The organism is Promicromonospora sp. CA-289599, from assembly GCF_050936155.1.
Classification (GTDB): domain Bacteria; phylum Actinomycetota; class Actinomycetes; order Actinomycetales; family Cellulomonadaceae; genus Promicromonospora.
Map to the genome: position 1 here is coordinate 2242435 of NZ_JBNJNI010000001.1, position 24845 is coordinate 2267279.

Below are 24845 nucleotides of genomic sequence, written 5' to 3' on the forward strand. Positions count from 1 at the left end.
CTCAGAGCGTTCCCTCCTGGTACCGGCGGGCCCACATCTTGATGACGTCCTCGGGGATCTCGATGATCGCCTCGTGGTCGGGGACGTCGCCGACGTCGGCCAGCACCTGCGGGTCGGTCACCTTCCAGCCCTGGGCGATGTACGTCGCCCGGTCGGTGCGGTCGGTGGCGAAGAGGGTCGGGCTGTTGCCCTCGTTCGACTCAGGGTCCTTGCCGAGGAATCGTGCGCGCATCTTCGTACCTCATCCTTGCTCGGAATCGGGGGAACATTGCCCCACTATGGTCTGCGGCGCCCCGGATCCCCGTCAATGGCTGGGTGTGAACCAGGCCATCGGAAGGCGGCCGGTCGCGGATCGGCATGGGTTCGCCGAAATGACCCCGCTGCCCGCCTCCGTCGGCACCCTTGCCCGGTACGTGACCGTCGCCGATGACGCCGAGTCCCTCGGCTGCTCCGACGACCACGTGTACAGCCTCACCTCGGACGGCCTCCTGCCGACCCTCGACATCCGCCGCAAAGGTGCCAAGCGGCCCAAGCTGCGCGTGCCTGTGGCCGCCGTCGAGCGATACATCGAGAAGCAGTTGCGCCGCGTACCCGCAAAGCCACGCGTACCCGCAAAGCCGATAGCGGCGCCATACGTGACCCGCACCGCGATCGACGACGTCGGCTTCATGGTCCTGGAGGCCCGCCGCGTCCGTGACTCCCTCCCGTCGAGGAGGCCGCCCGTCAGGCGTACACCCCGACCGGGCTGTCCATTCCCGAGCTGGAGCGCATGATCCGCGCCAGTCGCGCCGAGCGCGGCCTCGACGATGATCGTGGGCACGAGATGGGCACACCTCGACCCAATCACGGCTGATTCAGCGTGATCTAGGGTGACCAGAAACGGCAAGATTCTGCGGCGCAAACCTCTGACCTGCACCCCGAAGGGGGTTCGAATCCCCCATCCTCCGCAGTGCGCAAGGGCCCGGAACCGTTGGAATTCCACGGTTCCGGGCCCTTCTTCATGTCCGGCGGAGGTCGCTTCCCAGACGGTCGACTACGTCACGACCGCCATTCCGCGCGGTAGTCCGGGTGGTCGGCGAACACCATGGCGTGGGCCAGGACTGCGACCTGGAGTCCGGCGAACAGGTTCCTGGTAACCGCGACTTCGTCCGCGCTTCCGCTGTCCAACGCCTTGGCCAGGACCCGACCGAGCTCCTCGTACGTCTCCACGATGGTCCGCTTGGCCGCGATGTCGACGAGGATCTGAGTCGGACTCCAGCGGTCGATGTGCCGCCGCTGCTCCGGAAGGGACGGGGCGGCCGCCGCAGGCTCGTCATGAGCCTCGCCGGGGTGCGAAGAGGCGCTGTCGGCCGCTCGTGCGATCGACTCGTCCTCATCCAGTCGTGCAGTCAGGAACTCGGTGATGGTCATGCCGCCGATCCTTCCACGCGGACCCGACCCCGGAGCCGTCATCGTCTCCTCAGGACGATTCCTCACCGGGCTCGTCGTAGCGCCGGTAGCTCTCCGCCATCGGCCCGACCGGAGCGACGCTCCCCAGGATCGCGTCGCTGATCGCCGTGAGCTGCGTGACCTGCTCCGGCGTGAGCACGTCGATCACGTGCCGCCGGACGGCGGCCACGTGGCCCGGCGCGGCGGCCCGCATCTTCTCCCGGCCACCCTCGGTGAGCCGCGCATTGGTGGCCCGGGCGTTGTCGGGACACGGCGAGCGCTCGACGTACCCCCGGCCCTCCAGGCGCGCCACCACGTGCGAGAGCCGCGACGGCGTCGCGCTCGTCGCGCCGGCCAGCTCGGTCATCCGCATGGTCCCGCCGGGCGTCTCCGACAGCACGGCCATGACGAAGTACTCGAAGTGCGTGACGCCGGAGTCGTGGCGCAGCTGGCTGTCGAGCACCCCGGGGACCAGCTCGAGCACCGCTACGAACCGGACCCACGCCGCCATCTGACCGCGGTCGAGCCATCGGGTGTCGTCCACGCCGTCAGGTTCCCACGGGACGGTTGAAGCTTCAACTCAGCGCATGCTAGCGTGCCACGAAAGTTGAAGCGTCAACTTGATTCACCCCCAGCCCCGTTGCTCATCAGCCAGCAAGCCAGCACAAGCACAGGGAGATGCCCATGAACTTTCAGTGGACCAAGGACCTCGCAGTACTCGTCGCCCGCGTAGCGATCGGGGTGGTGCTCGTCGCGCACGGTGCCCAGAAGTTCTTCACGTACGGGATCGCCGGGACCAGCGAATCCTTCGCCGGCATGGGTATCCCCGTGCCCCAGGCCGCCGCCCTGTTCGCGGCAGTGGTCGAGCTCCTCGGCGGCGCCGCGCTGATCCTCGGCGCCGCGACCTCGATCGCCGGGATCCTGGTGGTCCTGAACATGCTCGGAGCACTCGTGCTCGTCCACCTCGGCAACGGCGTGTTCGTCGATCAGGGCGGCTTCGAGCTGGTGGCCGCGCTCGGCGCCGGCGCGCTCCTCCTGGCGGCTACGGGACCCGGCGCCTGGAGCGTGGACCACCTGGTCGGGCGGGCGGTGACGGCCCGACGCACGCAGGCGACGTCGGCGGCCTGAGCCTCGCCGTTCGCCGGCCCGTCACATGGCGTTGTGGACGTGCTCACCTCCGTCTGGTCGGGTGAGCGGGCGCCCTCGGCGCCTCGACCGCACTGGCCGCGACGGCGGTGCGGCCGGCGAGTACTCGGCGATCTTCTACGACGCGCGACGCCTGACCGTGAAGTGGTGGGACCAGTTCTGGCTGTCCGACACCCCGAAGGTCATCGGCTCCGCCACCTGGGGCAACACGGTCACCCGGATCGTCACCTGGGCCGAGCTGCACGACAGCGTGACCGGCCGCGACTTCCTGCACATCAACTCGCACTTCGACCACCAGGCGGAGAACGCGCGCGTGCGCAGCGCCCAGGTCGTCCGCGACCAGATCGCGGAGACCGACCTCCCCGTCGTCTTCACCGCCGACTGCAACGCGGCGGCCGGGGGCTCGGCGGCGTACGACGTCCTGGTCACCGAGGGCGGCCTCCAGGACACCTGGCTCGCCGCCGACCGGCAGCTCACCCCGTACGCGGGCACGTTCCCCAACTACGGGACGCCGAACCCCGACGGCGCGCGCATCGACTGGATCCTGGCCACTCCCGGCATCGAGGTCCGCTCGGCGGCGATCAACACATGGACCCGGGACGACCGCTACCCCAGCGACCACACCCCGGTCCAGGCGCTGCTGAAGCTCTGACGGCGACGGCGAGTGCAGACTTGGTCGCCTCCCGACTCGGCGAGTGCAGACTTCAGTGCGGTATGAGGGCTGCTATCCGCAACAGAGTCTGCACTCACCCAATCCGAGGGGCGACCAAGTCTGCAGTCAGCAGGGACTAGGCACGGCGGCGCGTGAACAGCGCCGCACCGAGGCCCGCCGCGCCGACGACGATCCCGGCCACGCCGAGCCAGCGGCCCACGGGGTCCACGACCGGGGCGTCGTCCGCGACGGCGGCCTCACCGGAGGCGTCGCCGCCGGCCTCACCAGAGGCCTCACCCGGGACGTCGTCCGACGCCGTCCCGTGGTGCCCGCCCTCCGCCTCCGCGGCGGTCGTCGTGAACACGGGTGCGGGGGCCTCCGGCTCCTTGCCGTCGTCGGTGACGAGGTCGTCCCAGTCGACGACGGTGCCGTCGGTGTACGTCTGGTGGGCGGGGAGCACGATCTCGGTGCCCTCCTCCGGCAGCGCCCCGACCCGGACGGCGAACTCCTGGTACTCGTGCGGCGGAACCTCGTTGCCCTTCTCGGCGGTCCACGTGATCCGCGCCGGTGCCTCGTCGACCGTCGCACCCTCGACCTCGAACGGCTCGTCGAGGGGCCGCACCTCGACCTCCACGTCCCAGCCGGGCAGCGAACGCGGCGTGACGCTGAGGAACGGGGTGTCGGTCGGCAGGTCCACCACGAGCTTCTCGGTCGACGCGTCGTCCGACTCCGTCGGCACGCGGAACGTGAGGCTCGCATAGCTCTCGGCGGCGGTCGTGTCGGGGTTCACCGTCACGTGGGCGTAAGCCACGGTGGGCAGCAGCACCAGGACGGCGGTTGCGGGGACTGCCGCGAGGGCGCGGCGGGCGGGCAGGCTGAAGCGAGTCATGTTCTTGTTCCTTCGGAGTGCGGTGGTGGCATGAGCAGGGCGCGCGGCGACGCACCACCCGGCCGACACCGTCAGGCCGCGAGGTACGTCAACCGGGCCGACGAGGGCGGCCCGCGCTCCGGCGCCACGTGCACGTCCACGAGCACACCGGGCCGCTCCGGGATTTCCGGCAGCGGGGCCGGGCGGGCCACCGGCAACCGGGGCGGCGCCACCGAGAGCGGCCGGACGAGCCACGATGCGAGCAGCCAGACGCCGCGCTCCACACCCACGAGCAGTCCGACGGACACGATGGTCGCCAGGGCGTGCCAGGCGAGCATCCCCGGTCCCATCCCCGTGGGCGCGGCCCCGACACACGGCCCGTGCGCGAGCGGCCCGGTGAGCGAGCCGGCCAGGTGGGTATGCGCTGCGACGTCGGGCAGCGTGGACGGTGCGCATGCACCGCCGAGGAACGAGAGGATCTGGTGCAGGGCGTACTGCCCGAGGCCCGCGAGGGCGAGACCGCCCGGCCAGCGGACCTGGCGCCGCACGGCCAGCGTGGACACGACCAGCAGCAGGGCGCCGAGCAGGGTGATCAGCTCGGCGGGCGGGAGGTGGCCGCCCGCCTCGAAGTGCGCGGTCAGCGCCAGGGCGAGGACGACCACGGTCCACAGGAGCGCACGGCCGAGGCCCACGGCGCCTGAGGACGGGTTCAGCACGGCAAGGACCCTAGCCCGCTCGGTCAGCGAGCAGGCGTGGCCGACTCGTCGTCGCTGGACTCGCGCTCGCCGATCCTGGGCTGCGGGTCGATCTCCGCCGTCGGCACACATCCCTCGGCGTTGGTCAGCGGTACGTCCGCCGAGATGCTGACGTCAGCAAGGTCCAGAGGGGGCTCGAACTCGGATCCGATCAGCAGATCGACCGTACGGTCCTTGCTCTTGCGATCGTCGAGGACGAGCCGGACATCCGGAAAGTGCGCCGCAACGGTGTATGCCGCGACGATTCCGCCCTTGCCGAACCGCAGCTCGGAGTACGTGACGTTCTCGACGGCGTTGGTCACCTCGCTGACCTCGAAGCCCCGGTCCGTGAGCGCGTTCCCGTACGCGCCCCCGAGGCCGGTCTGACCGATGCCGCCGGGGCCCTCACCCGAGGCGTTCAGCACCTTGACCTTGATGTCCGAGTACGCGACCGGCAGGGCGCCGTCCGGCTGGCCCTCCACCGCGGGCAGGCACGGCACCGGGTAGGTCTCCTGCTGCGCCACGCCCACCGTGTTGAACGGACGGTTGAACGGCGAGCTGATGGCGCCCGAGTAGACCGCGAGCGCGAAGATGCCGCAGACCGCCAGGAACGCGATGAGCACGCCGAAGACCACTGCCTGGCGCTCGTGCTCTCGGCGACGACGCTCCACGCGCGCCTGGTCCAACCCGGGGGATGTCACTCTTCGAACCTACCTGAGGTCAGCGGATGATGAGCACGCGAGCGTGCAGTACTGGACGTTGTTGCAGGGCGGCGCGCACCGCGCGGTGCAGGCCGTCCTCGAGATACAGGGTGCCCTCGTACTCGACGACGTGCGCGAACAGGTCACCGTAGAACGTGGAGTCCTCGGCGAGCAGCGTATCGAGGTCGAGCGTGCGCTTGGTGGTCACGAGCTCGTCGAGCCGCACCTGGCGTGGCGGCACGTCTACCCAGTCACGTGTGCGCGAGCGCCCGTGCTCGGGGTACGGGCGGCCGTCACCTACGGCCTTGAAGATCATCGGTCCATCCTCACTGGACTCGGCGGAGCACGGTCCGGGAGCGGCGGTGAGAACCTGCCTGCTGACACCGGACGGCGCGTCGAACCCTACCGGACGGAGTGTACGGAAGACAGCCGCACACCCCGCCCGACAGGTCAGCTGCTCTGCAGGTCACGCTGCCGGAACCCGACGAACGCCAGGGCGAGCAGGGCCGCAGTCACGGCCGCAAGGCCCACCATGTTCGCCGCCTCCGGTGCCGCACCGAACCCGGCGGGGAGCCAGTAGAACGGCGAGATCGCCTCGGCCCCCTCGGGCAGGTCGAAGATCGCGCCGAACATCCCGACCACGAACGTGTACACGAGCAGCAGCCACGCGGCCGACGTCAGGCGCGGCACCCACGCGTACAGCGCGGCGGAGAGGCCCAGGAACACCAGCAGCGCCACCGAGTACGTCCAGAACACGTCGGTGTACGCCGCGAGCCCTGGTTCGTCCATGCCGACCTGGACGGCGCCCGCCCACATCGCATAGACGCTCACTGCCACGAGGGCCACCGTGCTCAGCCCCACGACGGCGAGGTGCGCGCCCAACCACCGCGTACGCGACACCGACAGCGCGAGGACCACCTCGGCCCGGCCTGCGACTTCCTCGGCCCTGGCGCGCCCTGCCATCACGATCGCGTACGCGGCGCAGGCCAGGGCAGCGAACAGCATCATGGCGCCCAGGAACCCGTCGCGGAACACCGATGGATCGGAGCCGCCGAACACCGCCTGGAACATCTCGTTGTCAGCTGCGCCGGAGACGCCCATCTCCAGGATCTCGGGCAGCAGGGTGCCGCTGGCGTACCACATCAGCCCCATCCCGAGCGCGGTCCACGCGAAGGCCGACCGCTGCTGCCGCCAGACCAGCGCGACAGGGCTCCGGAGGCCGGCCCGGGCCTGCGGACGGCCGCCGCGGGTGGCGACGAGGCCACCACCGAAGTCGCGTCGCGAGGCGAGAGACGCCGCAAGAGCGAGGAGCAGCACGATCGCCACGACCGACAGGGCAGCCGGCCACCAGCGCAGGTCCACGAAGGCCCGCATCTGCTGCGCCCACCCGATCGGTGAGAACCACGACAGCAGGCTGCCGTGGCGCTCCTGGATGTCACCGGCGGAGCGGAGCACCAGAGCCAGGCCGTACGCGGCGAGGCCGATACCCGTCGCACCCCGGCTGTGCTCGCTGACCTGGCACGCCACCACGGCGACCGCGCCGAACACCATTGCGGCCAGACCGGATCCGACGGTGAGGCCGAAGGAGTCCGCGAGCGGCATCGACTCCCCGCTCGCGCCGTACAGGGCGAGCGCCGAGGCGACGGCGATGATCGCGTTGACCACGAACAGCGTGATGATCGCCGCCACCGCCGGTGCGTGCCGTCCCACTGGAGCCGCACGGACCAGCTCCGACCGGCCGCTCTCCTCCTCTGCGCGGGTGTGCCGCACGACGTGCAGCACACTCATGATCCCGAGGGCCAGGACCACCCAGGTGATGCCTTCGTTGGCGATGGCGACGCCCACCGTGTAGTCCTCGATGCCGTAGCCGGGGCCGCCCATGACGATGCCGGCCGGTGTCTCCATGACGAGCGCCCGTGCGGCGAGCGCCTGGGGGCCCATCGCGTCCAGCGCAACGGCGAAGTAGGCGTAGAAGGCCACGACGGACAGGGTCCACACGCTCAGCCGCACGCGGTCGCGACGCAGCATGAACCGGACCAGTCGCCCGGTCCCCGTCAGCGTCGACCCGAACGACGTACGCGGAACGGCGGACACCGCCGCGACGGCGGTCACCGGGCACCTGCTGCGCCGCGAACCGCCTGTGCCACGGGCCCGCTGTCCCCGTCGTCCGCACCGCCACCGCTCGTCGCGCCGGGCAGCGCGTCGCCGTAGTGCCGCATGAAGAGCTCCTCCAGGGAGGGCGGCGCGGCGGTGAGGCTGTGCAGCCCGAGCGCGGTCAGCTGCGACATGGCGGGGCCCACCTGGGCGTTGTCGACGTCGAAGGTGACGCGCGTGCCGCCGTCGGCCGGGGCGGCGACGAGGTTGTGCACACCGGCGAGCTCGCTGACGCCGGACGGGTCGCCCGAGACCACTGCTGTCACGTTGGACCGGGTCAGGTGCCGTAGGTCGTCGAGCGTGCCGGACTCCACGGACACCCCGTTGCGGATGATCGTCACGGTGTCGCAGACCTTCTCGACCTCGTGCAGGATGTGGCTGCTGAGCAGCACGGACGTGCCCGTTGTGGCGGTCTCGCGCACGTAGTCCGTGAACACCGCCTCCATGAGCGGGTCGAGGCCCGACGTCGGCTCGTCGAGGATCAGCAGGTCGACGTCCATGGAGAACGCCGCCACGAGCGCGACCTTCTGCCGGTTGCCCTTGGAGTAGGTGCGCGCTTTCTTGGTGGGGTCGAGCTCGAAGCGCTCGAGCAGGTCGGCCTTGCGCTTCTTGTCCACCTTGCCGCGCAGCCGACCGAGGAAGTCGATGGCCTCGCCGCCCGTCAGGTTGGGCCACAGGCTGACGTCGCCCGGCACGTAGGCGAGGCGCTGGTGCAGCGTGACGGCGTCACGCCACGCGTCGCCGCCGAACAGGCGAGCCGCGCCGGAGTCCGCGCGCAGCAGTCCGAGCAGGACGCGGATGGCGGTGGACTTGCCGGCGCCGTTGGGGCCGAGGAACCCGGCGACCTCGCCGGGCTGGACGGTCAGGTCCAGGCCGTCGAGGGCCTGGACCCGGCCGAAGGACTTGTGCAGGTCGTGGATCTCTATCGCTGGTGACGCGGTCATGGCTCGTTCGCTCTCTGACGTCGGGGTGTGGGACGTAGCAGGGCAGCGCTCGTTCGGCCGGCGGTACCGGTCAGCCTGGTGCAGGCGTGGGCGCGGCCTCGTTCCGCGACGGCGGGTCCGATACATACAGGAGGTAGTCGTCGAGCATGCGGCGAGACGTGAGGAAGCCTTCGGTGAACAGCTCCATCATCGGCAGGTAGCTGTTCGCGAAGTAGCCGCGGACGATCCCAGCGAGGTCGCTCGGGTCCGACGGCGGGTTGAGCGTCACCTCGAGCAGCAGCGCGCCCAGCGACGAGAGGGTGAGGTAGCGGGCCCGCGCTACCTCGTCCCGGCTGGGCACGATCACGCCCGCCGCTACGCCGTCCTCGGTGTAGCCCACCGCGTCGTCGACCATGTGGCCGATGAAGTCCTGGGCGAGCGCGCTGCCGTCCTGCATGGACCGCAGGACGTACCCGACGATGGGCGCGTTCTCCTCGACGGCCGCGAACTTGTGGAAGAAGCTGTGGCCCGCGGCGGCCTCGGCGACGTTCTCGCGCTTGAGCCTGCCGATCGTGGCCAGCAGGTGCGCGTCGCACTCGGCGCGCAGCTTGTCCTTCGATCCGAAGTGGTGCATCACGAGGCCGGCGCTCACGCCGGCGTCGGACGCGATGGCGCGCACCGAGGCGCCGAAGCCCTCCACCGCGAACCGGTTGATCGCGGCGTCGCGGATCCGGGCGCGTGCGGTGAGGTCGCTCGTGCGCGTCTCTCCGCTGCCCGCTTCTCCAGCCTTGGCTGAACGCATGTTCAACATGCTAGCCACGCGTTCAGCCCGGTGTCCAGACATGAGTCAGGCGCACGGATCACCGGGTGTGGTCCGTGCGCCTGCGACCCGCGGGGTCAGCCCTGGGCGGTGCCTCGCCAGCGGCCGATGGCGCCCATGACGTGGTAGATCACCAGGGCAGCGGCGGTGCCGAGGGCGATGGCGCCGAACTCCAGGTCGCCTGCTGTCCAGGTGAAGCCCGCGATACCGATGACGAGCGACACGGCGGCCGTCGCCAGGTTGACCGGGTCGGAGAAGTTGACCTTGGCCTGCACCCAGATGCGCGCTCCCAGGATGCCGATCATGCCGTAGAGCATGGTCGTGACCCCGCCGAGGACGCCGTCGGGGACGCTCGCGATCAGGGCGCCGAACTTCGGCGAGAGGCTGAGCACCAGCGCGCCGAACGCGGCGACCCAGTACGCCGCCGTGGAGTACACCCGGGACGCCGCCATGACGCCGATGTTCTCCGCGTACGTCGTGGTGCCCGAGCCGCCACCGAGGCCGGCGAGGGTGGTGGCGACGCCGTCGGCCAGGAGCGCTCGCCCGGTCAGCTGGTCGTAGTTGCGGCCGGTCATCGCGGCCACCGACTTCACGTGCCCGACGTTCTCGGCGACGAGGACCAGCACCACCGGGAGGAACAGGCCGAGCACGTTCGGGTCGAACGACGGCGCGACGAAGTGCGGCAGGCCGACCCAGGCTGCGTCTCCCACGTCCGAGAAGTCGACCTCGCCGCGCACCGTGGCGACGGCGTACCCGATGACGACGCCGAGCAGGATCGCCAGGCGGCCGACGAGGCCACGGAACAGGACCTGGATCACGAGGATCGAGGCGAGGGTGATCACCGCGGTCACCGGGGAAGCCTTGAAGTTCTGCCACGCCACTGGCGCCAGGTTGAGGCCGATCAGGGCCACGATCACGCCCGTCACCACGGGCGGCATCGCGATCTGGATCCAGCGCGGCCCCGCGAAGTGCACCACCACACCGACGAGCGCCAGCAGCACGCCCGTGGCAACGATGCCACCGAGCGCCACCGACTGCCCGCCGGACGCGGTCGCCGCCGCGATCGGCGCGATGAACGCGAAGCTGGACCCGAGGTAGCTCGGCAGCTTGTTGCCGGTGATCAGCAGGAAGGCGATGGTGCCGATCGCCGAGAAGAACAGCGTGGTCGCCGGGTCGAACTTCGTCAGGACCGGCACCAGGAACGTGGCGCCGAACATCGCGACGATGTGCTGCAGGCCGATCCCGATGGTGCGCGGCCAGCTCAGCCGCTCGTCGGGGGCGACCACCTCACCGGGCGTGATGCGGGCGCCGTCCCCGTGCAGCTTCCAGCCGAGTCGCATGTTGTTGTCCTTGGTCTCGCAACGGGAGTGTCGCGCGGATCTTAGCGGCAGGTACTGCGGTACTCGCCGATCAGCTCGTCCGGGACCGGAGGCGGGCAGAGGAACTGCGCGTACCGCTCGTCGTCGTCCACGTAACGCTTGAGCCAGGACAGGCTGTACCTGGCGATGGTCGTGCTGTCGGCCGTGGGCACGGAGTGCGAGGCGTCACGCAGCTCCAGGTACGCCTTGTCGCCGTCCGCCGGCAGCGACTCGTAGAACCGCTCCGAGTGCGACCGCACTCGCGCGATGGTGTCGTCCTCGGCGCCGATGATCAGGGTCGGCGTGGTGACCTCGGGAAAGGACTTGTCGGTGTTCCACGGCGTCAGGGGAATCGCGGCCTGCAGCGCCGGGTGGTCCTTGGCGGCCTCCAGGCTGCCGCCCCCGCCCATCGAGTGGCCCATCACGGCGAGCCGGCCGGGGTCGATCCGGTCGGCGAGCTCCGTGCGCTGCAGGTGGTCCAGCGCGGCGAGGAGCTGGTCACCGCGCCGGTCGGGCGAGTCGGCCGGGCGCAGCGTGTCGATGGTGATCACCACGAAACCCTGCGACGCGAGCCGCGGACCCAGCCAGGCGACGGCGGCCTGCGAGGACCGGTAGCCCGGCGACACCGCCACCGCGCCGAAGGTGCCCTCGGACGTGTCGACGGGGTAGTACACCGTGCCGCCGCCGAAGCCCTCGGCGGCGGCACGGGCGACGACTGCCGTCCCGATCTCGAAGGTGCCCCGCGCCGCCTCGATGCTCTCCACCGTCGGGTCGGGTCCGCGCTGATAGCTGTCGCCGGCGACGGCGGACGGCAGCGCTACGAGTGTTCCTGCGACGAGCGTGGTCGCCGCGAGAGCGGCTCGGACGGCACGAGAAAAGCTCTGCATGAGTTCTCCGATGTGTGTCGCGGCAAGCACGGCCGACACGACCATAGGAAGAATCTCTTCACCCGGCCTGCGCTAGGTGTGAATCTCAGCCGAGCTGCGGGCGCACCTCGCGGGCGATCAGGTCGAGGTGGTCCAGGTCGGCGAGGTCCAGGATCTGGAGGTAGACGCGCTGGACCCCCGCGGCCTCCAGGGCCTTGAGCCGGTCCACGACCTCCGTGACCGTCCCGGCGATGCCGTGCTCGCGCAGCTCCGCGGGCTCGCGGCCGATCGCCGCCGCACGCCTGGTGAACTCGGCCTCGTCCTGGCCGACGACGGCGACCAGCGCGACGGACTGGACCAGCGACCCGGGCGCACGCCCGGCGTCGGCCAGCGCCTTGTTGATGACCTCGATGCGTGGTCCGATCGCATCGATCTCCGGGAAGGACTGGTTGTACTCGTCGCCGTACCTCGCCGCGAGGGCGGGTGTCCGGCGCGGACCGCCGCCACCGATGAGCACGGGGATCCTGGACTGCTGGGGCTTCGGCAGGGCCGGTGAGTCGACGATCTCGTAGTGCTCGCCGGAGAACGAGAACTTCTCCCCCGCCGGGGTGCCCCACAGGCCGGTGATCACCGCGAGCTGCTCCTCGAGAATGCCGAACCGCTTGTCGGGGAACGGGATGCCGTAGGCGCTGTGCTCGGCCCCGAACCAGCCGGTGCCGAGGCCCAGCTCGACGCGGCCGCCGGACATCTGGTCCACCTGCGCCACCTGGATGGCGAGGACGCCGGGGTGGCGGAACGTCGCCGAGGACACCAGCGTGCCGAGCCGCACGGTGGAGGTGTCACGGGCGAGGCCCGCGAGCGTGATCCAGGAGTCGGTGGGGCCGGGCAGGCCGTCGCCGTCGCCCATGGCGAGGTAGTGGTCGGACCGGAAGAACGCGCTGAACCCGAGGCGCTCGGTCGCCCGGGCGACAGCGAGCTGGTCGTCGTACGTCGCGCCCTGCTGGGGCTCGGTGAAGATACGCAGGTCAAGAGTCATGACCTCAACGATGCCACGCCCCACCGACGTCGGCTGCGAGCGACCAAGGTGGTCAGCCGAAGGCGGGGCCCGTCGTGCGGGAGCGCTTGACCTCGTAGAAGTACGGGTAGCGGGCGAGCGTCACGGAGGCGTCGAACAGGGCGGCCGCCTCCTCGCCGCGCGGGATGCGCGTGAGCACCGGGCCGAAGAACGCGACGCCGTCGACGTGGATGGTGGGCGTGCCGACGTCGTCGCCGACGGGCTTCATGCCGGCCTCGTGGGAGGCCGCGAGCGCCGCGTCGTGGTCGGTGGACGTCGCAGCGCCGGCGAGATCGGCGGGCAGGCCGGCCTCGGCGAGCGCCTCGACCGCCACGGCGTCGAAGTCCTTGTTCTGCTGGTTGTGGATCCGGGTGCCCGCGGCGGTGTAGAAGGCGGAGAACGCCTCGGGGCCGTGGTCGGCCTGGACGGCCGCGGCGATGCGGCCGATGCCGCGCGACCGCTCGATGCGTGCCCGGTACTCGTCGTCGATGTCCCGGTCCTTGTTCAGCAGGTACAGGCTCATCAGCTTGAAGGTCAGGTCGACGTCGCGGAGCTGCGCGACCTCGAGGGCCCAGCGCGACGTGATCCAGGCGAAGGGGCACATGGGGTCGACGTAGACGTCGACGACGGGCTTGGCAGCGTTCTCGGTCACCGCTGCAGACTACGCTCACTGCGTGACCGGGATCCGTTGGGCGAGTCTCGCCACCGTCGTCGGCGGCGGGGTGATCTTTCTGGTGTGCCTTGTCGGAGTTGTGCTGGGCCATCCGTGGTCGGCCGTGCCCGGTGGCGTCGGCCTCCTGATGGCCGTGCGCGAGGTGCGCTACCTGCACAGACTCAGGTCCGGCAAGATCCCCGACCCGGAAAACTAACGCCTTGACCACCACGTATCGCTCAAGGATTTTTCCCGCGGCCCGAGGGGTACGCGGTAGCCTGCCTGGCATGACCGCCGTCCGTACCCATACGCATGCGCAGGCAGTAGACGTCGCGGTGGACCTGTTCACCCGGCAGGGGTACGAGGGGACCACCGTCGAGGAGATCGCCGACGCCGCAAAGGTCAGCCGGGCCACGTTCTTCCGCCGGTACCGCTCGAAGGAGGACGTGGTCTTCGCCGACCACGAGCTCCTGCTCGAGGAGGTGGTGGTGATGCTGGCCGCCACTCGCCCCGACGCCCGCACCAGTGAGGAGTCCGGGCACGACCTCGGCCGTGCCTGGGACCCTGACATCGACCCGTACCTCGAGGTGTGCCGCGCGGCACGCATGGTGTTCGACCACCACGTGGGCCAGCGCGAGACGTCGCTCGCCCGGTACGCCCTGCTGCAGCAGGTCCCTGCCCTGCGCGACCGTGAGCTCATCACCACGCACCGCTACGAGCGGGCGTTCACCCACTACCTGCGCGACACGCTGCCGCCGGAACGATCGACGTCCACGGCGTCGATCGCGTTCGCGGCGTCCGTCGTCGCCGTGCACAACGCGATACTGCGGCGCTGGCTGCGCACGCCGTCGCTCGAGCTGCGGCCCGAGCTCGAGGAGGCGTTCGCCGACCTGCGGCGGGCCGCCGTCCTCGGCGCCGCCGGCCACGCGCCGGCGGGCGGCGGCGCCTCCTCCGGCCGCCGGGTGGTCGTGACCGTCGTCTCGGGCGGGGCCGGGCCGGACGAGGTCGCTCGCGCGGTCCGGGAAGCGCTCGCGTAGTGGGCTCACCCTGCGTGCGCGCCTGAGGCCTTCCGGCCGGGAATGACGCCGTGGCATCCTGTGTTCCGCTAGCCGTAGTGAAGTAGACAGTGCAGTAGTTCAAGTGCAGCAGATGCACACGTGCTCCGGGGTCGGTGAAATTCCGAGCCGGCGGTGACAGTCCGCGACCCGGGTCGCTCCTTCGGGAGAGGCCCGGTTGACCTGGTGAAACTCCAGGACCGACGGTTAAAGTCCGGATGGGAGGAAGCACGTGCGGCGCGCGCCGCCACCCCTCGGGGTGCCGTCTCGCGTCGTCGTCGGTGTCCTTGTGGCGCGCCGACCCTCACCCCGGAGTCCCCGTGTGCGGACCTTCGGAGAGGGAAGAGACATGGACTGGTTCCGCGCCGCCTATGACGCGACGTTCCTGGTTGCCGACCAGCAGATCTACTGGCGCGAGGTCATCGGCAACCTGTTCGGGCTGACGTCGGCGCTCGGCGGCCTGCGCCGCAAGGTGTGGGCCTGGCCGGTGGGCATCGTGGGCAACATCCTGCTCTTCACGGTGTTCATGGGCTCATGGTTCGGTGACGCGACACGAGCGGACATGCTCGGCCAGGCCGGCCGGCAGATCATGTTCATCGCCGTGTCGGTCTACGGCTGGTACCGCTGGCGCCAGACCCAGCGGATGGGCGGCGTCGGCACGGTCGCCGTGCACCCCCGGTGGGCGTCCTGGCAGGCCCGCGTGGGCCTGGTGACCGGCATGTTCGCCGGCACGCTGCTGCTCACCCCGCTCTTCCGTGCCCTCGGCTCGTACGAGCCGGTCTGGGCCGACGCCTGGATCTTCATGGGCTCCGTGCTCGCGACCTACGGCATGGCCAAGGGCTGGGTCGAGTTCTGGCTGATCTGGGTGGCCGTCGACCTCGTCGGCGTCCCGCTCCTGTTCTCGGCCGGGTACTGGGCGACCGCGCTGATGTACGTGATCTACGGCCTGTTCACCCTGTTCGGGTTCTTCGCGTGGTGGCGCATCAGCCGCCGCGAGGGCGCGGCGCCGGACGAGGAGACGGTCGCCACCGCCTGAGGGCGTAGCGTCGGGCTCCGTGACCTCACGGGACCGCACGGCCAGGATCGGGATCGTCGGCTCGGGCTTCCGGGCCCGGACCATGTTGCGGGTGCTGCACGCGCTGCCGGACCGCTTCGAGGCGGTCGGCGTGGCCACCCGCAACGCGGCGGACCGCGCGGAGCTGGCGGTCCGCGGCCTCCCCGCCGCGGGCCTGCCCGGGCTCCCGGCGCCCGCCTACGCCTCGGTGCCCGAGCTGCTCGCCGGCGGCCGGCCCGACGTCGTCCTGCTGACCCTGCCCGCCGGCGCGGCCCAGCCGGTGATCCGCGACCTCGCCGTAGCGGGCGTCCCCGTCCTGACGGAGACACCCGCTGCGGGCACCGTCGAGGAGCTGACGGCGCTGCAGCAGCTCGTGGACGACGGCGCCTGCGTGCACGTCGCCGAGCAGTACCACCTGGAACCGCTGGTCGGGGCGCAGCTCGCGGTCGCCGGCTCGGGGCTGCTGGGCACCGTGACGGACGCGCACGTCGCCGTGGCCCACGACTACCACGGCCTCAGCGTGCTGCGCCGGGCCCTGGGCATCACCTTCGAGGACGCGGTGATCACGGCCCGGCGCGATGCGCGCCGGGTGCTGCCGAGCCCCTCCCGCTCGGGCGATCCCGAGGACCTGGGCCTCGTCGACACGGTGCACGCGACCGCGTGGCTGGACTTCGGCGGCCGGCTCGGCACCTACGAGTTCGACGACGTCCAGTACCGCTCCTGGGTCCGCTCCCCCGCGCTGTCGGTCCGCGGTGAGCGCGGCGAGCTGCGCGACGACGTCGTGCGGCACGTCGGCGCCGACGGGCTGCCCCGGCGTTCCACGCTGGAGCGGGTGGCCGCGGGTGGGGCCGGCAGCCACGAGGGCCTGTTCCTGCGCGGCTACACGCTCGACGGCGGCTGGCTGTACCGCAACGAGTTCCGGCCGGCCCGCCTGCCCGACGACGAGCTGTCGATCGCGCGCATCGTCGCCGACATGGCCGACCACGTGCTGCACGGCGCGCCGTCGCCGTACTCCGTGGCCGAGGCCGCGCAGGACCAGTACCTCCAGCTCGAGGTGCGGCACGCGGCGGCGTCGGGCGAACGGGTGCGGACCCGGCCGCAGCCGTGGGCCCACGGGCAGGCCTGCCGCCACGCCGGACCCTCGCTTGCGTGAGACGTAGTATCGCTTGACCTGAGATCCGGTATCGGAGCACCATGGATGACATGACTCAGACCCCAGGTGTGACGGCGCCCGACTACGACGTCTCGCAACCGCTCGACATCGACTTCGCGGGCGCCTTCGCCGACGTGACGGAGGAGGAGCGGGCCCACCAGCTCGCCGTCCGCCAGTTCGTGCAGGACGAGGTCCTGCCGGTCATCGACGGCTACTGGGAGCGGTACGAGGTCCCGATGGACCTGGTCAAGCGCATGGCCGAGCTGGACTTCCTGCGCGACGGCGTGGACGTGCCCGGCTACCCGAGGATCTCCAAGATGGCCGAGGGTCTGGCCGCGATGGAGATGTCGCGCGGCGACGGCTCGGTCTCCACCATCTGCGGTGTGCAGGGCGGCCTCGCGCTGCGCTCGATAGTGATGCTCGGCTCCGACGAGCAGATCGAGAAGTACGCGGGCCCCATGGCCCGCGGCGAGATCCTCGGCGCGTTCGCGCTCACCGAGCCCACGCACGGCTCGGACTCGGTGGGTCTGGAGACCTCCGCCGTGCAGGCGACGCGGGACGGCGTCGAGGGCTACGTCATCAACGGCGAGAAGAAGTGGATCGGCCTGGGCTCGATCGGCGACATCACTGTCGTGTGGGCACGTGGTGAGGACGGCCAGGTGCACGGCTACGTCGTGCCGCAGGACGCCCCCGGCTACGCGGCGACGACCATCGAGGGCAAGGTCTCGCTGCGCGCCATCCACCAGGCGCACATCGTGCTGACCGACGTGTTCGTCCCGGCCGAGAACCTCCTGCCGAAGGCCCGTACCTTCAAGGACACCGGACGGGTCCTGTTCGCGACCCGCCTCGGCGTCGCCTGGCAGGCCGTCGGCCAGGCCGTCGCGTGCTACGAGTCGGCGGTGGCCTACTCGAAGCAGCGCACGCAGTTCGGCCGCCCGCTGGCCGCGAGCCAGATGGTGCAGGAGCGCCTCACCAGGATGCTGTCGATCCTCACGCAGATCCAGCTGCTCGTGAAGCAGATGACGCGGCTCGACGAGGCCGAGCAGCTCACGGGCCCGCAGGCCTCGCTCGCCAAGTACACCTGCACGCGGGGCGCCCGCGAGATCGCGGCGATCGCCCGCGACCTGCTCGGGGGCAACGGCATCCTGCTGGAGAACCGCGTGGCCCGGCACTTCACCGACATCGAGGCCCTGCACACCTACGAGGGCACCGAGAGCGTGCAGGCGCTGATCATCGGTCGCGACATCACGGGCACCAGCGCGTTCGCCTGATCGCTCCGCCGACGGGCCGGGGGTAGGGGAAACCCCACCCTCGTGCCGTGGGCCGACAGCATGTCGCGGGGCTGCGCGTCGGCCTAGTGTCATGCACATGACCAGCGATGACGGCCCGACGCCGCCCCAGCCCCGCACCCTCGAGGACCACGTCGCGCCCGCACTCGTCTCGGCCTCCGCGTTCTTCCGGGCGCCGTACGACGCAGCCACCTGGCGTGCCTTCGCCGCCCTCGCCGTCGGCTGGATCTGGCACCTGACGGGCGGGCTGGTCCTGTGGGTCCTCGTCGTGGTGTCCGCGGGCCTCGTCCCGGCGCTCGGCATCGGGGTGCCGCTCCTCGCCGGAGCCCTGATCGGCGCGCGGTGGTTCGGCGGGGTCGAGCGCGCCCGCATCGCCACCCAGACGGGGCTCACGATCCCCGCCCCGCCGCCGCTCCAGGTCCCCGCCCGGCGCAGGCGCGGGTCGACGCTGTGGGCGCCGGTCCGCGACGACCGCGCGTGGGCCGCCACGCTCTACGCCTTCCTGACGATGCTGGTCAGCACCGTGTTCTTCGCGGCCGCCGCGGCGCTGGTCGGCGGTGCCGCCGCCGCGCTCGTGTTCGTGGCGGTCGGCCGGGACAGCGCCCTCGCTGCCTGGTCCGGACTCTCGTGGCCCGCCACCGTCGTCGGTGCGCTCGCCGGCGCCGTCGTGCTCGTGTGGGCCGCGGCCACCCTCGCGCAGTACGGGTCGTATCTCGTCCTGCGCCTCGCGACGTCCCTGCTCGGGCCGTCCGCCGCGGACATCGCCCACGCCCGCGCCGCCGTCGCCGAGCAGGAGACACGTCTCGCCGAGGCGTCCGCGCACACCGCCCGTGAGCGGGCGGCGGTCCTCACCGAGTCGCGCACCGCGGTGGTCTCGGCGGCCGACACCGAACGCCGCCGCATCGAACGCGACCTGCACGACGGCGCCCAGCAGCGCCTCGTCGCCCTCGGGGTCGAGCTCGGCGTGGCCCGTCGGCTGGCCGACAAGAACCCTGAGCACGCGGTCGCCGCCCTGGAGCTCGCGCACCGCGAGATCAAGGAGACGCTCGCCGAGCTGCGCGACCTCGTGCGCGGCATCCACCCCGCGGTCCTCTCCGACCGCGGCCTCGACGCCGCGCTCTCCGCCCTCGCGGGGCGCAGCCCGGTACCCGTACGTGTCGAGGTGACCGGTGACCTGTCGCCCGCGAGCGCCGCCGCGCAGGCCGCCGCCTACTTCGTGGTCGCCGAGGCCCTGACCAACGTCGCCAAGCACGCCGGCGCGGACTCCGTCCGGGTAGCGGCGGTCCTCGTACCCGACGACGCCCCGGTGCGCCTGCGCATCACCGTGCACGACGACGGCCGTGGCGGTGCCGAGCTGTCCCACGGCAGCGGCCTCGAAGGCCTGCGTGGCCGGGTCCTGGCCCTCGACGGAACGTTCGAGCTCGACAGCCCGCCCGGTGCGGGCACCCGCCTGACCGTGGAGGTCCCGTGCGCATCGTGATCGCTGAGGACTCCGTCCTCCTCCTGGACGGCCTCACGCGGCTGCTCGCCGCCGAGGGACACACCGTGACGGGGTACGGCACCGCGGACGAGCTCGTCCGTGCACTCTCCACGCCCGACGTCGAGCTGCCGGACCTGATCGTCACGGACGTCCGGATGCCGCCGTCGCACACCGACGAGGGGCTGCGCGCCGCCGTGCACCTGCGCAGCCTGCACCCCGACCTGCCGGTCCTCGTGCTGTCGCAGTACGTGGAGCAGAGCTACGCGACCGAGCTGTTCGCGCGCGGCGCCCGCGGCCTGGGCTACGTGCTCAAGGACCGCGTGGCCGACGTCGACGAGTTCCTCGACGCGGTGGCCAGGGTGTCGGGCGGCGGCACCGTCGTCGACCCCGAGGTGGTCACCCAGATCATCGCGCGCCACCCCGGCTCCGACCTCGACGTCCTGACCCGGCGGGAGCGCGAGGTGCTCGCGCTCATGGCCGAGGGCCGTTCCAACGCCGCCATCGCGGACCGCCTCGTCGTGGGGCTGGCCGCCGTGGAGAAGCACGTCACCAACATCCTGAACAAGCTCGGCCTCCCGCCGGCCGCCGACGACCACCGCCGGGTGCTCGCCGTGCTGCGCTGGCTCGACCAGAACGGATCCCGCTCATGAACCAGCCATATCCCCAGGATGCCCCGGTCCTCGTCGACGCACCGGAGCCGCCGCAGCCCGGGGCCACCGGCCGCGTCCTGGCGAGCGCCGGCATCGCCCTCGCCCTCGTGGCGATCGTCTTCGGCGCACTGTTCCTGACCGACCTGATGATGTCGGAGACCCGCACCACCCACCGGTCCTACGACGCGGTGGACAGCGTCGTGCTCGTGGCCGACGGCGACGTCACGGTCGCCGCAGCCGAGGGCGACATCGAGGTCGACGTCATAGCGCACAGCGGTCTGCGGGAGCCCACGTTCTCGGCGGACGAGTCCGCGAGCCGGCTCGAGCTGACGCACCGGTGCGGGTGGTTCACCCCCCTCCCGCGCTGCTCGGGCGAGCTCGACGTCGTGCTGCCGGCCGGCACCGCGGTCGTGATCCGCACGGAGAACGGCGACATCGTGGCGGCCGGCCTGGCCGGCGACCTGTCCCTGGACACGAGCAACGGCGACGTCGAGGCCACCGGGCTCACCGGCCCGCTGAACGCCCGCTCCAGCAACGGCGACATCGACGTCAACGGCTCCGAGGCCGACGTGGACGCCTCGACGTCGAACGGCGAGATCTCGGTCGTCGACGTGGACGGCACGGTCACCGCCGACAGCAGCAACGGCGAGATCACCATCGACTCGGTGACCGGCGACGCCTCCGCGGAGACCAGCAACGGCTCGGTGGACATCTCCGGGGTCGACGGCGACGTCGACGCCGTGTCCAGCAACGGCGAGGTCACGGTCATCGGCGACGGCGAGCCCGTGGCCCTGACCATCGACACGTCGAACGGCGACCAGATCATCGAGGGATCCACCGACCCGGATGCCGAGCGCACGGTCGAGATCCGCAGCTCGAACGGCGACGTGGCCTACCTCGACCGGTAGCCCCGGGCAGGTCCGTCATCCAGCACGTGCAAGGATGTGGCCGTGCCGAGCGCGTCAGACATTTCGCCAACGCCCAAGCCAACACCCAAGCCAATGCCCAAGTCCGTGGGCAAGGACGTCCTGCGGTCCGCCAACCATGTGCTCACCTCGTGGCCGGCCCTGTGGATCGGCTTCGTGCTGGCCCACGCCTGGATCATCCTGCAGGCGTGGGTCTTCGAGCCGCAGATCCTCGGCGACGTGGGTCTGTACGAGTGGTGGGTCCGCAACGGCATGAGCACCGGGTCGTGGCCGGTCTTCGACTACGACTGGGTCTATCCGCTCGGCGCTCTCGCGCCCATGGTGGTTCCCGCACTGTTCACCGACTCCACGCACGCCTACGGCTGGGTGTGGATGGGCCTCGTCACCGTCGCGAACGCCGGCGCGGTGCTGGTGCTCGGCCGGGCACGCCCGCGCGGACGGGTCGCCGTCTGGTTCTGGCTCGCGTTCCTCATGGCGCTCGGGCCCATCTGGATCGGCCGGCTCGACGGCCTGCTCGCGCCGATCATCCTCGTGGCGCTGCTCATCGCGGCCCGGCGCCCGGCGCTGGCGATGGCGCTGGCCACCGTCGGCGCCTGGATCAAGATCGCCCCGGGTGCGGTGGCCCTCGCGCTGGCCGCGACGGCGTCGGGCGCCAAGGGGTTTCTCCGGAACGTGGTGCTGCCGGGCGCCGCGGTGTGCGCGGTGGTCGTCGGTGTCGCCTTCGCGGGCGGCGGGCAGGACAACGTCCTCGACGTGTTCGGGGAGCAGGGCGACCGCCAGCTGCAGGTCGAGGCGGTCGGCGCCACGCCGTTCACGATCGCACGGCTGTGGGACCCCTCGATCCGGGTCGAGTACGACAACGTCATCTACACGTACGAGGTACAGGGCGCACAGGCCGACGCCATGGCGCAGGCGCTCGACGTCGCGCTCCCCGTCGCCGCGCTGCTGATCGCGGCACTCGTCTGGTGGGCGGCACGACGTCGACCCGACCGCGTGGGTGACGTCCTGCTGATCGGTGCCGCCGCGGAGCTGCTGGCCCTCATCGTCTTCAACAAGGTGGGCTCCCCGCAGTTCATCGCGTGGATCGGGCCGCCCATCGCCGCGGCGATCGCGCTCGGAACCCGCAGCCAGGGCACCCGCCGCACCTGGTTCCTGCCCGCTCTCGGCACCATCGTGGTCGCCCGGCTCACCATGGAGATCTACCCGCTCCAGTACGGCGAGTTCCTGGGCGGGTTCCCGTTGGCCACGAGCATCGGAGCCCTGCGCAACGTGCTTCTCGTGGCGCTGATGATCGGGGCGATCGTCCGGCTGGTTCAGGTCGCCTGGTCACGTCGGGCGGTCTCCAGAACGAGTTGAGGGGGCCGTTCAAGGGGTTCGTCGTGCCAGTTGCACGACGGCTCGGCTACGGTCATGGACGTGACATCGTCTGTAGCGGTTACCGTCTCGACGCCACCCGTTCCTCGACTCGCCGCACTGAGGACTCCGTCCGGACACCGGCGACCGGCAGGTTCGTAACGTGCGAGTAGCCATCGTTGCGGAGAGTTTCCTCCCGCAGGTCAACGGGGTCACGAATTCCGTCCTGCGGGTTCTCGAGCACCTGCATGAGCGGGGGGACCAGGCAATGGTCCTCGCGCCCGATGCCGACGCCTCGATCGGTCATGTCCCTCCCTTCGTCAGCGGCGCCCCGGTCGTCGAGCTCGGCTCCATCGGCTTTCCCGGGTACCCGGACGTGCGGGTCGTCGTCGGCAAGAAGTGGCGCACCGAACGCACGCTGGCGACGTTCGCGCCCGACGTCGTCCACCTGGCGTCGCCGTTCATCCTCGGGTGGCGCGGCATCCTGGCCGCCGAGCGACTGCGGCTGCCGAGCGTCGCCGTCTACCAGACCGAGGTGCCCGGCTACGCGGCGCGCTACGGGCTGGGCGGCTTCGAGCCGCTGCTGTGGAAGCGGGTGAAGGACATCCACGACCGCGCGACGATGACGCTCGCGCCGTCCACGGCGACCATGCGGCAGCTGGAGGAGCACGGCATCCCCAACCTGCGGCTCTGGGGCCGCGGGGTCGACACGGAGGTGTTCCACCCGCGGTTCCGGGACGAGGCCTGGCGCCGCGAGGTCGGCGCCGGCCGCGAGATCCTCGTGGGCTACGTGGGCAGGCTCGCCGCCGAGAAGCAGGTCGAGGCGCTGCGTGTGGTGCAGGACCTGCCGGGCGTACGGCTCGTGATCGTCGGCGACGGGCCCGAGCGGGAGCACCTGCAGCAGGTTCTCCCGGAGGCCCACTTCACCGGCCTGCTGCGCGGGGCCGAGCTGTCCCGGGCGATGGCCGGCCTCGACGTGTTCGTGCACCCGGGCGAGCTCGAGACCTTCGGCCAGACGCTGCAGGAGGCGCACGCCAGCGGGGTCCCGGTCGTGGCACCCGCCGCGGGTGGCCCGCTGGACATCGTGCGGCACTCCCACGACGGCTGGCTGTACCCTCCAGGTGACCACGAGGCGCTCCGCGCCCGCGTCGTCGACCTGGTGGGCGACGAACGCAAGCGGCGCGCCTTCGGCACCTCGGCTCGGGAGCGCGCCGAGGGCCGCACGTGGCACGACATCTGCTCCGAGCTCATGGGCCACTACGAGGACGCGGTCCGGGTGCACGCGAGAGCCGGCTCAGCGGAGGTTTGACTTGCGAATCGTCCACGTCGCGAACTTCTACAGCCCCCGTTCCGGGGGTATCCGAACCGCTATGCACGCCATGGCCGGGCAGTACCTGTCCCGGGGGCACGAACCCGTGCTCGTCGTGCCGGGCAAGCGGGACGGCGTATCGCTCGTGGACGGCATCCGGGTGGTCACGCTCGCCGCGCCGCGCGTGCCGTTCTCGGGCGGCTACCGCGCGGTCGTGCAGCCGGGCAAGATGCGTGGCCTGCTCGAGACGCTCGCACCCGACCGGCTCGAGGTGAGCGACCGCACCACGCTCGCGGGGCTGGGCGACTGGGCCCGCGAGGCCGGCGTCCCGTCGCTGATGATGCTGCACGAGCGGGTCGACGGGGTGCTGCGCTCCTGGATCCCCGGTGCCGCGGCGGGCGGCGCGGCGGCCACGCTCGGCGCGGCCGCGGCGCCGGCCCTGGCCGACCGGTACAACCTCGCCACGCTCACCCGGTTCGACCGGCTGGTGGCCACGACCCACTTCGCGGCCGGCGAGGTGGAACGCCTGGCCGAACGCCACCGGTCCGCCGTGCTCCCGCCGCTCTACCGGGTACCCCTCGGCGTCGACCTGGAGCGGTTCCGGCCCGACCGGTACTCCGACGAGGCCCGCGCGCTGTACGCACCGCCCGGCACCGCGCTCATCGTGCTCGCGAGCCGCCAGTCCACGGAGAAGCGACCGGACCTCGCGATCGACGCCGCCGCACAGCTCGTGCGGGACGGCCGGCCCGTGCGGCTCGTCGTCGCGGGTGCCGGGCCGCTCCTGCCGAAGATGCGACGCCGGGCCGAGGCCGCCGGCCTGCCGCACCGGTTCCTGTCGTTCGTCCCGGACCGCGACCGGCTCGCAACGTTGCTGACCTGCGCCGACGTCGTCATCGCCCCCGGGCCGATCGAGACGTTCGGGCTCGCGGCGCTCGAGGCGCTGGCGTCCGGGACGCCGGTCGTCTGCAGCTCGTCGAGCGCCCTGCCCGAGGTGGTCGGTACCGCCGGTGCCGCCGCACCGCCGGACGCCGCGGCGCTCGCCCTCGCGCTGCACGAGGTGCTGGACCGCGACGTCGACGAACGTCGCAAGGCCGCCCGGGCGCGTGCGGAGCTGTTCCCGTGGAGCGCCACCGGCGACGCGATGCTCGAGCTGCACTCCCGCAGGGCCTTCGACCTGAGGCCGGACCCGATCAGCACGGGCCCTGTGGGGCATCGGTGAG

Annotated in this window: 28 protein-coding genes and 1 riboswitch; of the genes, 14 read left to right on the forward strand and 14 right to left on the reverse strand. The window is 71.5% G+C overall.

The annotated features are described in order from the left end of the window. Window position 1 precedes the first annotated feature (1 nt). Entirely contained in the window at window positions 2–232 is a 231-nt protein-coding gene (locus tag ACQEVI_RS09900; protein ID WP_432897601.1) for a hypothetical protein, read from the reverse strand. Between the two features lie 139 nt (window positions 233–371). Here ACQEVI_RS09900 and ACQEVI_RS09905 point away from each other — a divergent pair, with 139 nt between their 5' ends. Beyond that, window positions 372–773, forward strand: a complete 402-nt coding sequence (locus ACQEVI_RS09905) for a helix-turn-helix domain-containing protein (RefSeq protein ID WP_432897604.1) — start codon at window positions 372–374, stop codon at window positions 771–773. A gap of 265 nt (window positions 774–1038) precedes the next feature. Here the strand turns inward: ACQEVI_RS09905 and ACQEVI_RS09910 are convergent, their stop codons facing one another. Next, window positions 1039–1410 (reverse strand): DUF6221 family protein, encoded by a 372-nt coding sequence (locus ACQEVI_RS09910; RefSeq protein WP_432897607.1) that lies wholly within the window; start codon window positions 1408–1410, stop codon window positions 1039–1041. Window positions 1411–1459: 49 nt separating this feature from the next. Continuing rightward, window positions 1460–1972 carry a MarR family winged helix-turn-helix transcriptional regulator gene (locus tag ACQEVI_RS09915; RefSeq protein ID WP_432897610.1) on the reverse strand — a complete coding sequence of 171 codons (513 nt, stop codon included), beginning with the start codon at window positions 1970–1972 and terminating at the stop codon, window positions 1460–1462. 140 nt (window positions 1973–2112) lie between these two features. Between ACQEVI_RS09915 and ACQEVI_RS09920 the strand changes: the two genes are divergently transcribed. Further along, window positions 2113–2556: a DoxX family protein gene (locus ACQEVI_RS09920; protein WP_432897612.1), complete on the forward strand. Its 444-nt coding sequence runs from the start codon at window positions 2113–2115 to the stop codon at window positions 2554–2556. Between the two features lie 61 nt (window positions 2557–2617). After that, entirely contained in the window at window positions 2618–3226 is a 609-nt protein-coding gene (locus ACQEVI_RS09925) for an endonuclease/exonuclease/phosphatase family protein (protein WP_432897615.1), read from the forward strand. Between the two features lie 136 nt (window positions 3227–3362). Here the strand turns inward: ACQEVI_RS09925 and ACQEVI_RS09930 are convergent, their stop codons facing one another. The 11 genes from ACQEVI_RS09930 to ACQEVI_RS09980 all read right to left on the reverse strand — a co-directional run bounded on the left by ACQEVI_RS09930 (window position 3363) and on the right by ACQEVI_RS09980 (window position 13356). Then, window positions 3363–4115 carry a YcnI family copper-binding membrane protein gene (locus ACQEVI_RS09930; protein WP_432897618.1) on the reverse strand — a complete coding sequence of 251 codons (753 nt, stop codon included), beginning with the start codon at window positions 4113–4115 and terminating at the stop codon, window positions 3363–3365. 71 nt (window positions 4116–4186) lie between these two features. Beyond that, window positions 4187–4810 carry a hypothetical protein gene (locus tag ACQEVI_RS09935; RefSeq protein ID WP_432897621.1) on the reverse strand — a complete coding sequence of 208 codons (624 nt, stop codon included), beginning with the start codon at window positions 4808–4810 and terminating at the stop codon, window positions 4187–4189. A gap of 23 nt (window positions 4811–4833) precedes the next feature. Further along, entirely contained in the window at window positions 4834–5529 is a 696-nt protein-coding gene (locus ACQEVI_RS09940) for a LytR C-terminal domain-containing protein (protein WP_432897624.1), read from the reverse strand. Between the two features lie 19 nt (window positions 5530–5548). Continuing rightward, window positions 5549–5845: a type II toxin-antitoxin system VapB family antitoxin gene (locus ACQEVI_RS09945; protein WP_129786236.1), complete on the reverse strand. Its 297-nt coding sequence runs from the start codon at window positions 5843–5845 to the stop codon at window positions 5549–5551. Window positions 5846–5979: 134 nt separating this feature from the next. Continuing rightward, entirely contained in the window at window positions 5980–7641 is a 1662-nt protein-coding gene (locus ACQEVI_RS09950) for an ABC transporter permease (protein ID WP_432897628.1), read from the reverse strand. Continuing rightward, entirely contained in the window at window positions 7638–8627 is a 990-nt protein-coding gene (locus ACQEVI_RS09955) for an ABC transporter ATP-binding protein (RefSeq protein WP_432897631.1), read from the reverse strand. The genes ACQEVI_RS09950 and ACQEVI_RS09955 overlap by 4 nt, the downstream gene beginning before the upstream one ends. A 70-nt stretch (window positions 8628–8697) precedes the next feature. Continuing rightward, window positions 8698–9408, reverse strand: coding sequence for a TetR family transcriptional regulator (locus tag ACQEVI_RS09960; RefSeq protein ID WP_432897634.1), 711 nt, complete (start codon window positions 9406–9408; stop codon window positions 8698–8700). 95 nt (window positions 9409–9503) lie between these two features. Next, window positions 9504–10766, reverse strand: a complete 1263-nt coding sequence (locus ACQEVI_RS09965) for a uracil-xanthine permease family protein (RefSeq protein WP_432897636.1) — start codon at window positions 10764–10766, stop codon at window positions 9504–9506. A 41-nt stretch (window positions 10767–10807) separates the two neighbouring features. Beyond that, window positions 10808–11671, reverse strand: coding sequence for a serine aminopeptidase domain-containing protein (locus tag ACQEVI_RS09970; RefSeq protein ID WP_432897639.1), 864 nt, complete (start codon window positions 11669–11671; stop codon window positions 10808–10810). 85 nt (window positions 11672–11756) lie between these two features. Continuing rightward, a complete protein-coding gene (locus ACQEVI_RS09975; protein ID WP_432897642.1) occupies window positions 11757–12686 on the reverse strand; it encodes an LLM class F420-dependent oxidoreductase in 930 nt (309 codons plus the stop codon). 52 nt (window positions 12687–12738) lie between these two features. Next, window positions 12739–13356: a DsbA family protein gene (locus tag ACQEVI_RS09980; protein ID WP_432897645.1), complete on the reverse strand. Its 618-nt coding sequence runs from the start codon at window positions 13354–13356 to the stop codon at window positions 12739–12741. Window positions 13357–13378: 22 nt separating this feature from the next. Between ACQEVI_RS09980 and ACQEVI_RS09985 the strand changes: the two genes are divergently transcribed. From ACQEVI_RS09985 to ACQEVI_RS10035, 11 genes are all read left to right on the forward strand, one after another. Beyond that, window positions 13379–13573, forward strand: coding sequence for a hypothetical protein (locus ACQEVI_RS09985; protein WP_432897648.1), 195 nt, complete (start codon window positions 13379–13381; stop codon window positions 13571–13573). Between the two features lie 70 nt (window positions 13574–13643). Beyond that, window positions 13644–14393, forward strand: coding sequence for a helix-turn-helix domain-containing protein (locus tag ACQEVI_RS09990; RefSeq protein ID WP_432897651.1), 750 nt, complete (start codon window positions 13644–13646; stop codon window positions 14391–14393). 116 nt (window positions 14394–14509) lie between these two features. Further along, a riboswitch (FMN riboswitch) is annotated at window positions 14510–14647 on the forward strand. Window positions 14648–14760: 113 nt separating this feature from the next. Then, on the forward strand, window positions 14761–15447 hold the full coding sequence (gene pnuC, locus ACQEVI_RS09995; RefSeq protein WP_432897654.1) for a nicotinamide riboside transporter PnuC: 687 nt from the start codon (window positions 14761–14763) through the stop codon (window positions 15445–15447). 19 nt (window positions 15448–15466) lie between these two features. Continuing rightward, window positions 15467–16618, forward strand: coding sequence for a Gfo/Idh/MocA family protein (locus ACQEVI_RS10000; protein WP_432897657.1), 1152 nt, complete (start codon window positions 15467–15469; stop codon window positions 16616–16618). Window positions 16619–16668: 50 nt separating this feature from the next. After that, window positions 16669–17889, forward strand: a complete 1221-nt coding sequence (locus tag ACQEVI_RS10005; RefSeq protein ID WP_432897660.1) for an acyl-CoA dehydrogenase family protein — start codon at window positions 16669–16671, stop codon at window positions 17887–17889. Window positions 17890–17986: 97 nt separating this feature from the next. After that, window positions 17987–19387, forward strand: a complete 1401-nt coding sequence (locus ACQEVI_RS10010) for a histidine kinase (RefSeq protein ID WP_432897663.1) — start codon at window positions 17987–17989, stop codon at window positions 19385–19387. Further along, window positions 19375–20037: a response regulator gene (locus tag ACQEVI_RS10015; RefSeq protein WP_432897666.1), complete on the forward strand. Its 663-nt coding sequence runs from the start codon at window positions 19375–19377 to the stop codon at window positions 20035–20037. Before ACQEVI_RS10010 ends, ACQEVI_RS10015 begins: the two co-directional genes overlap by 13 nt. Beyond that, complete coding sequence (locus ACQEVI_RS10020; protein WP_432897669.1) at window positions 20034–20945, forward strand: DUF4097 family beta strand repeat-containing protein; 912 nt, start codon at window positions 20034–20036, stop codon at window positions 20943–20945. The genes ACQEVI_RS10015 and ACQEVI_RS10020 overlap by 4 nt, the downstream gene beginning before the upstream one ends. Before the next feature lie 93 nt (window positions 20946–21038). Beyond that, the gene (locus tag ACQEVI_RS10025; protein ID WP_432897672.1) at window positions 21039–22319 is read left to right on the forward strand and encodes a glycosyltransferase 87 family protein; all 1281 of its coding nucleotides are present in this window, start codon (window positions 21039–21041) and stop codon (window positions 22317–22319) included. 160 nt (window positions 22320–22479) lie between these two features. Continuing rightward, entirely contained in the window at window positions 22480–23625 is a 1146-nt protein-coding gene (locus ACQEVI_RS10030) for a glycosyltransferase family 4 protein (protein ID WP_432897675.1), read from the forward strand. Between the two features lies 1 nt (window position 23626). Further along, window positions 23627–24844, forward strand: coding sequence for a glycosyltransferase (locus tag ACQEVI_RS10035; RefSeq protein WP_432897678.1), 1218 nt, complete (start codon window positions 23627–23629; stop codon window positions 24842–24844). The last annotated feature ends 1 nt before the right edge of the window (window position 24845 follow it).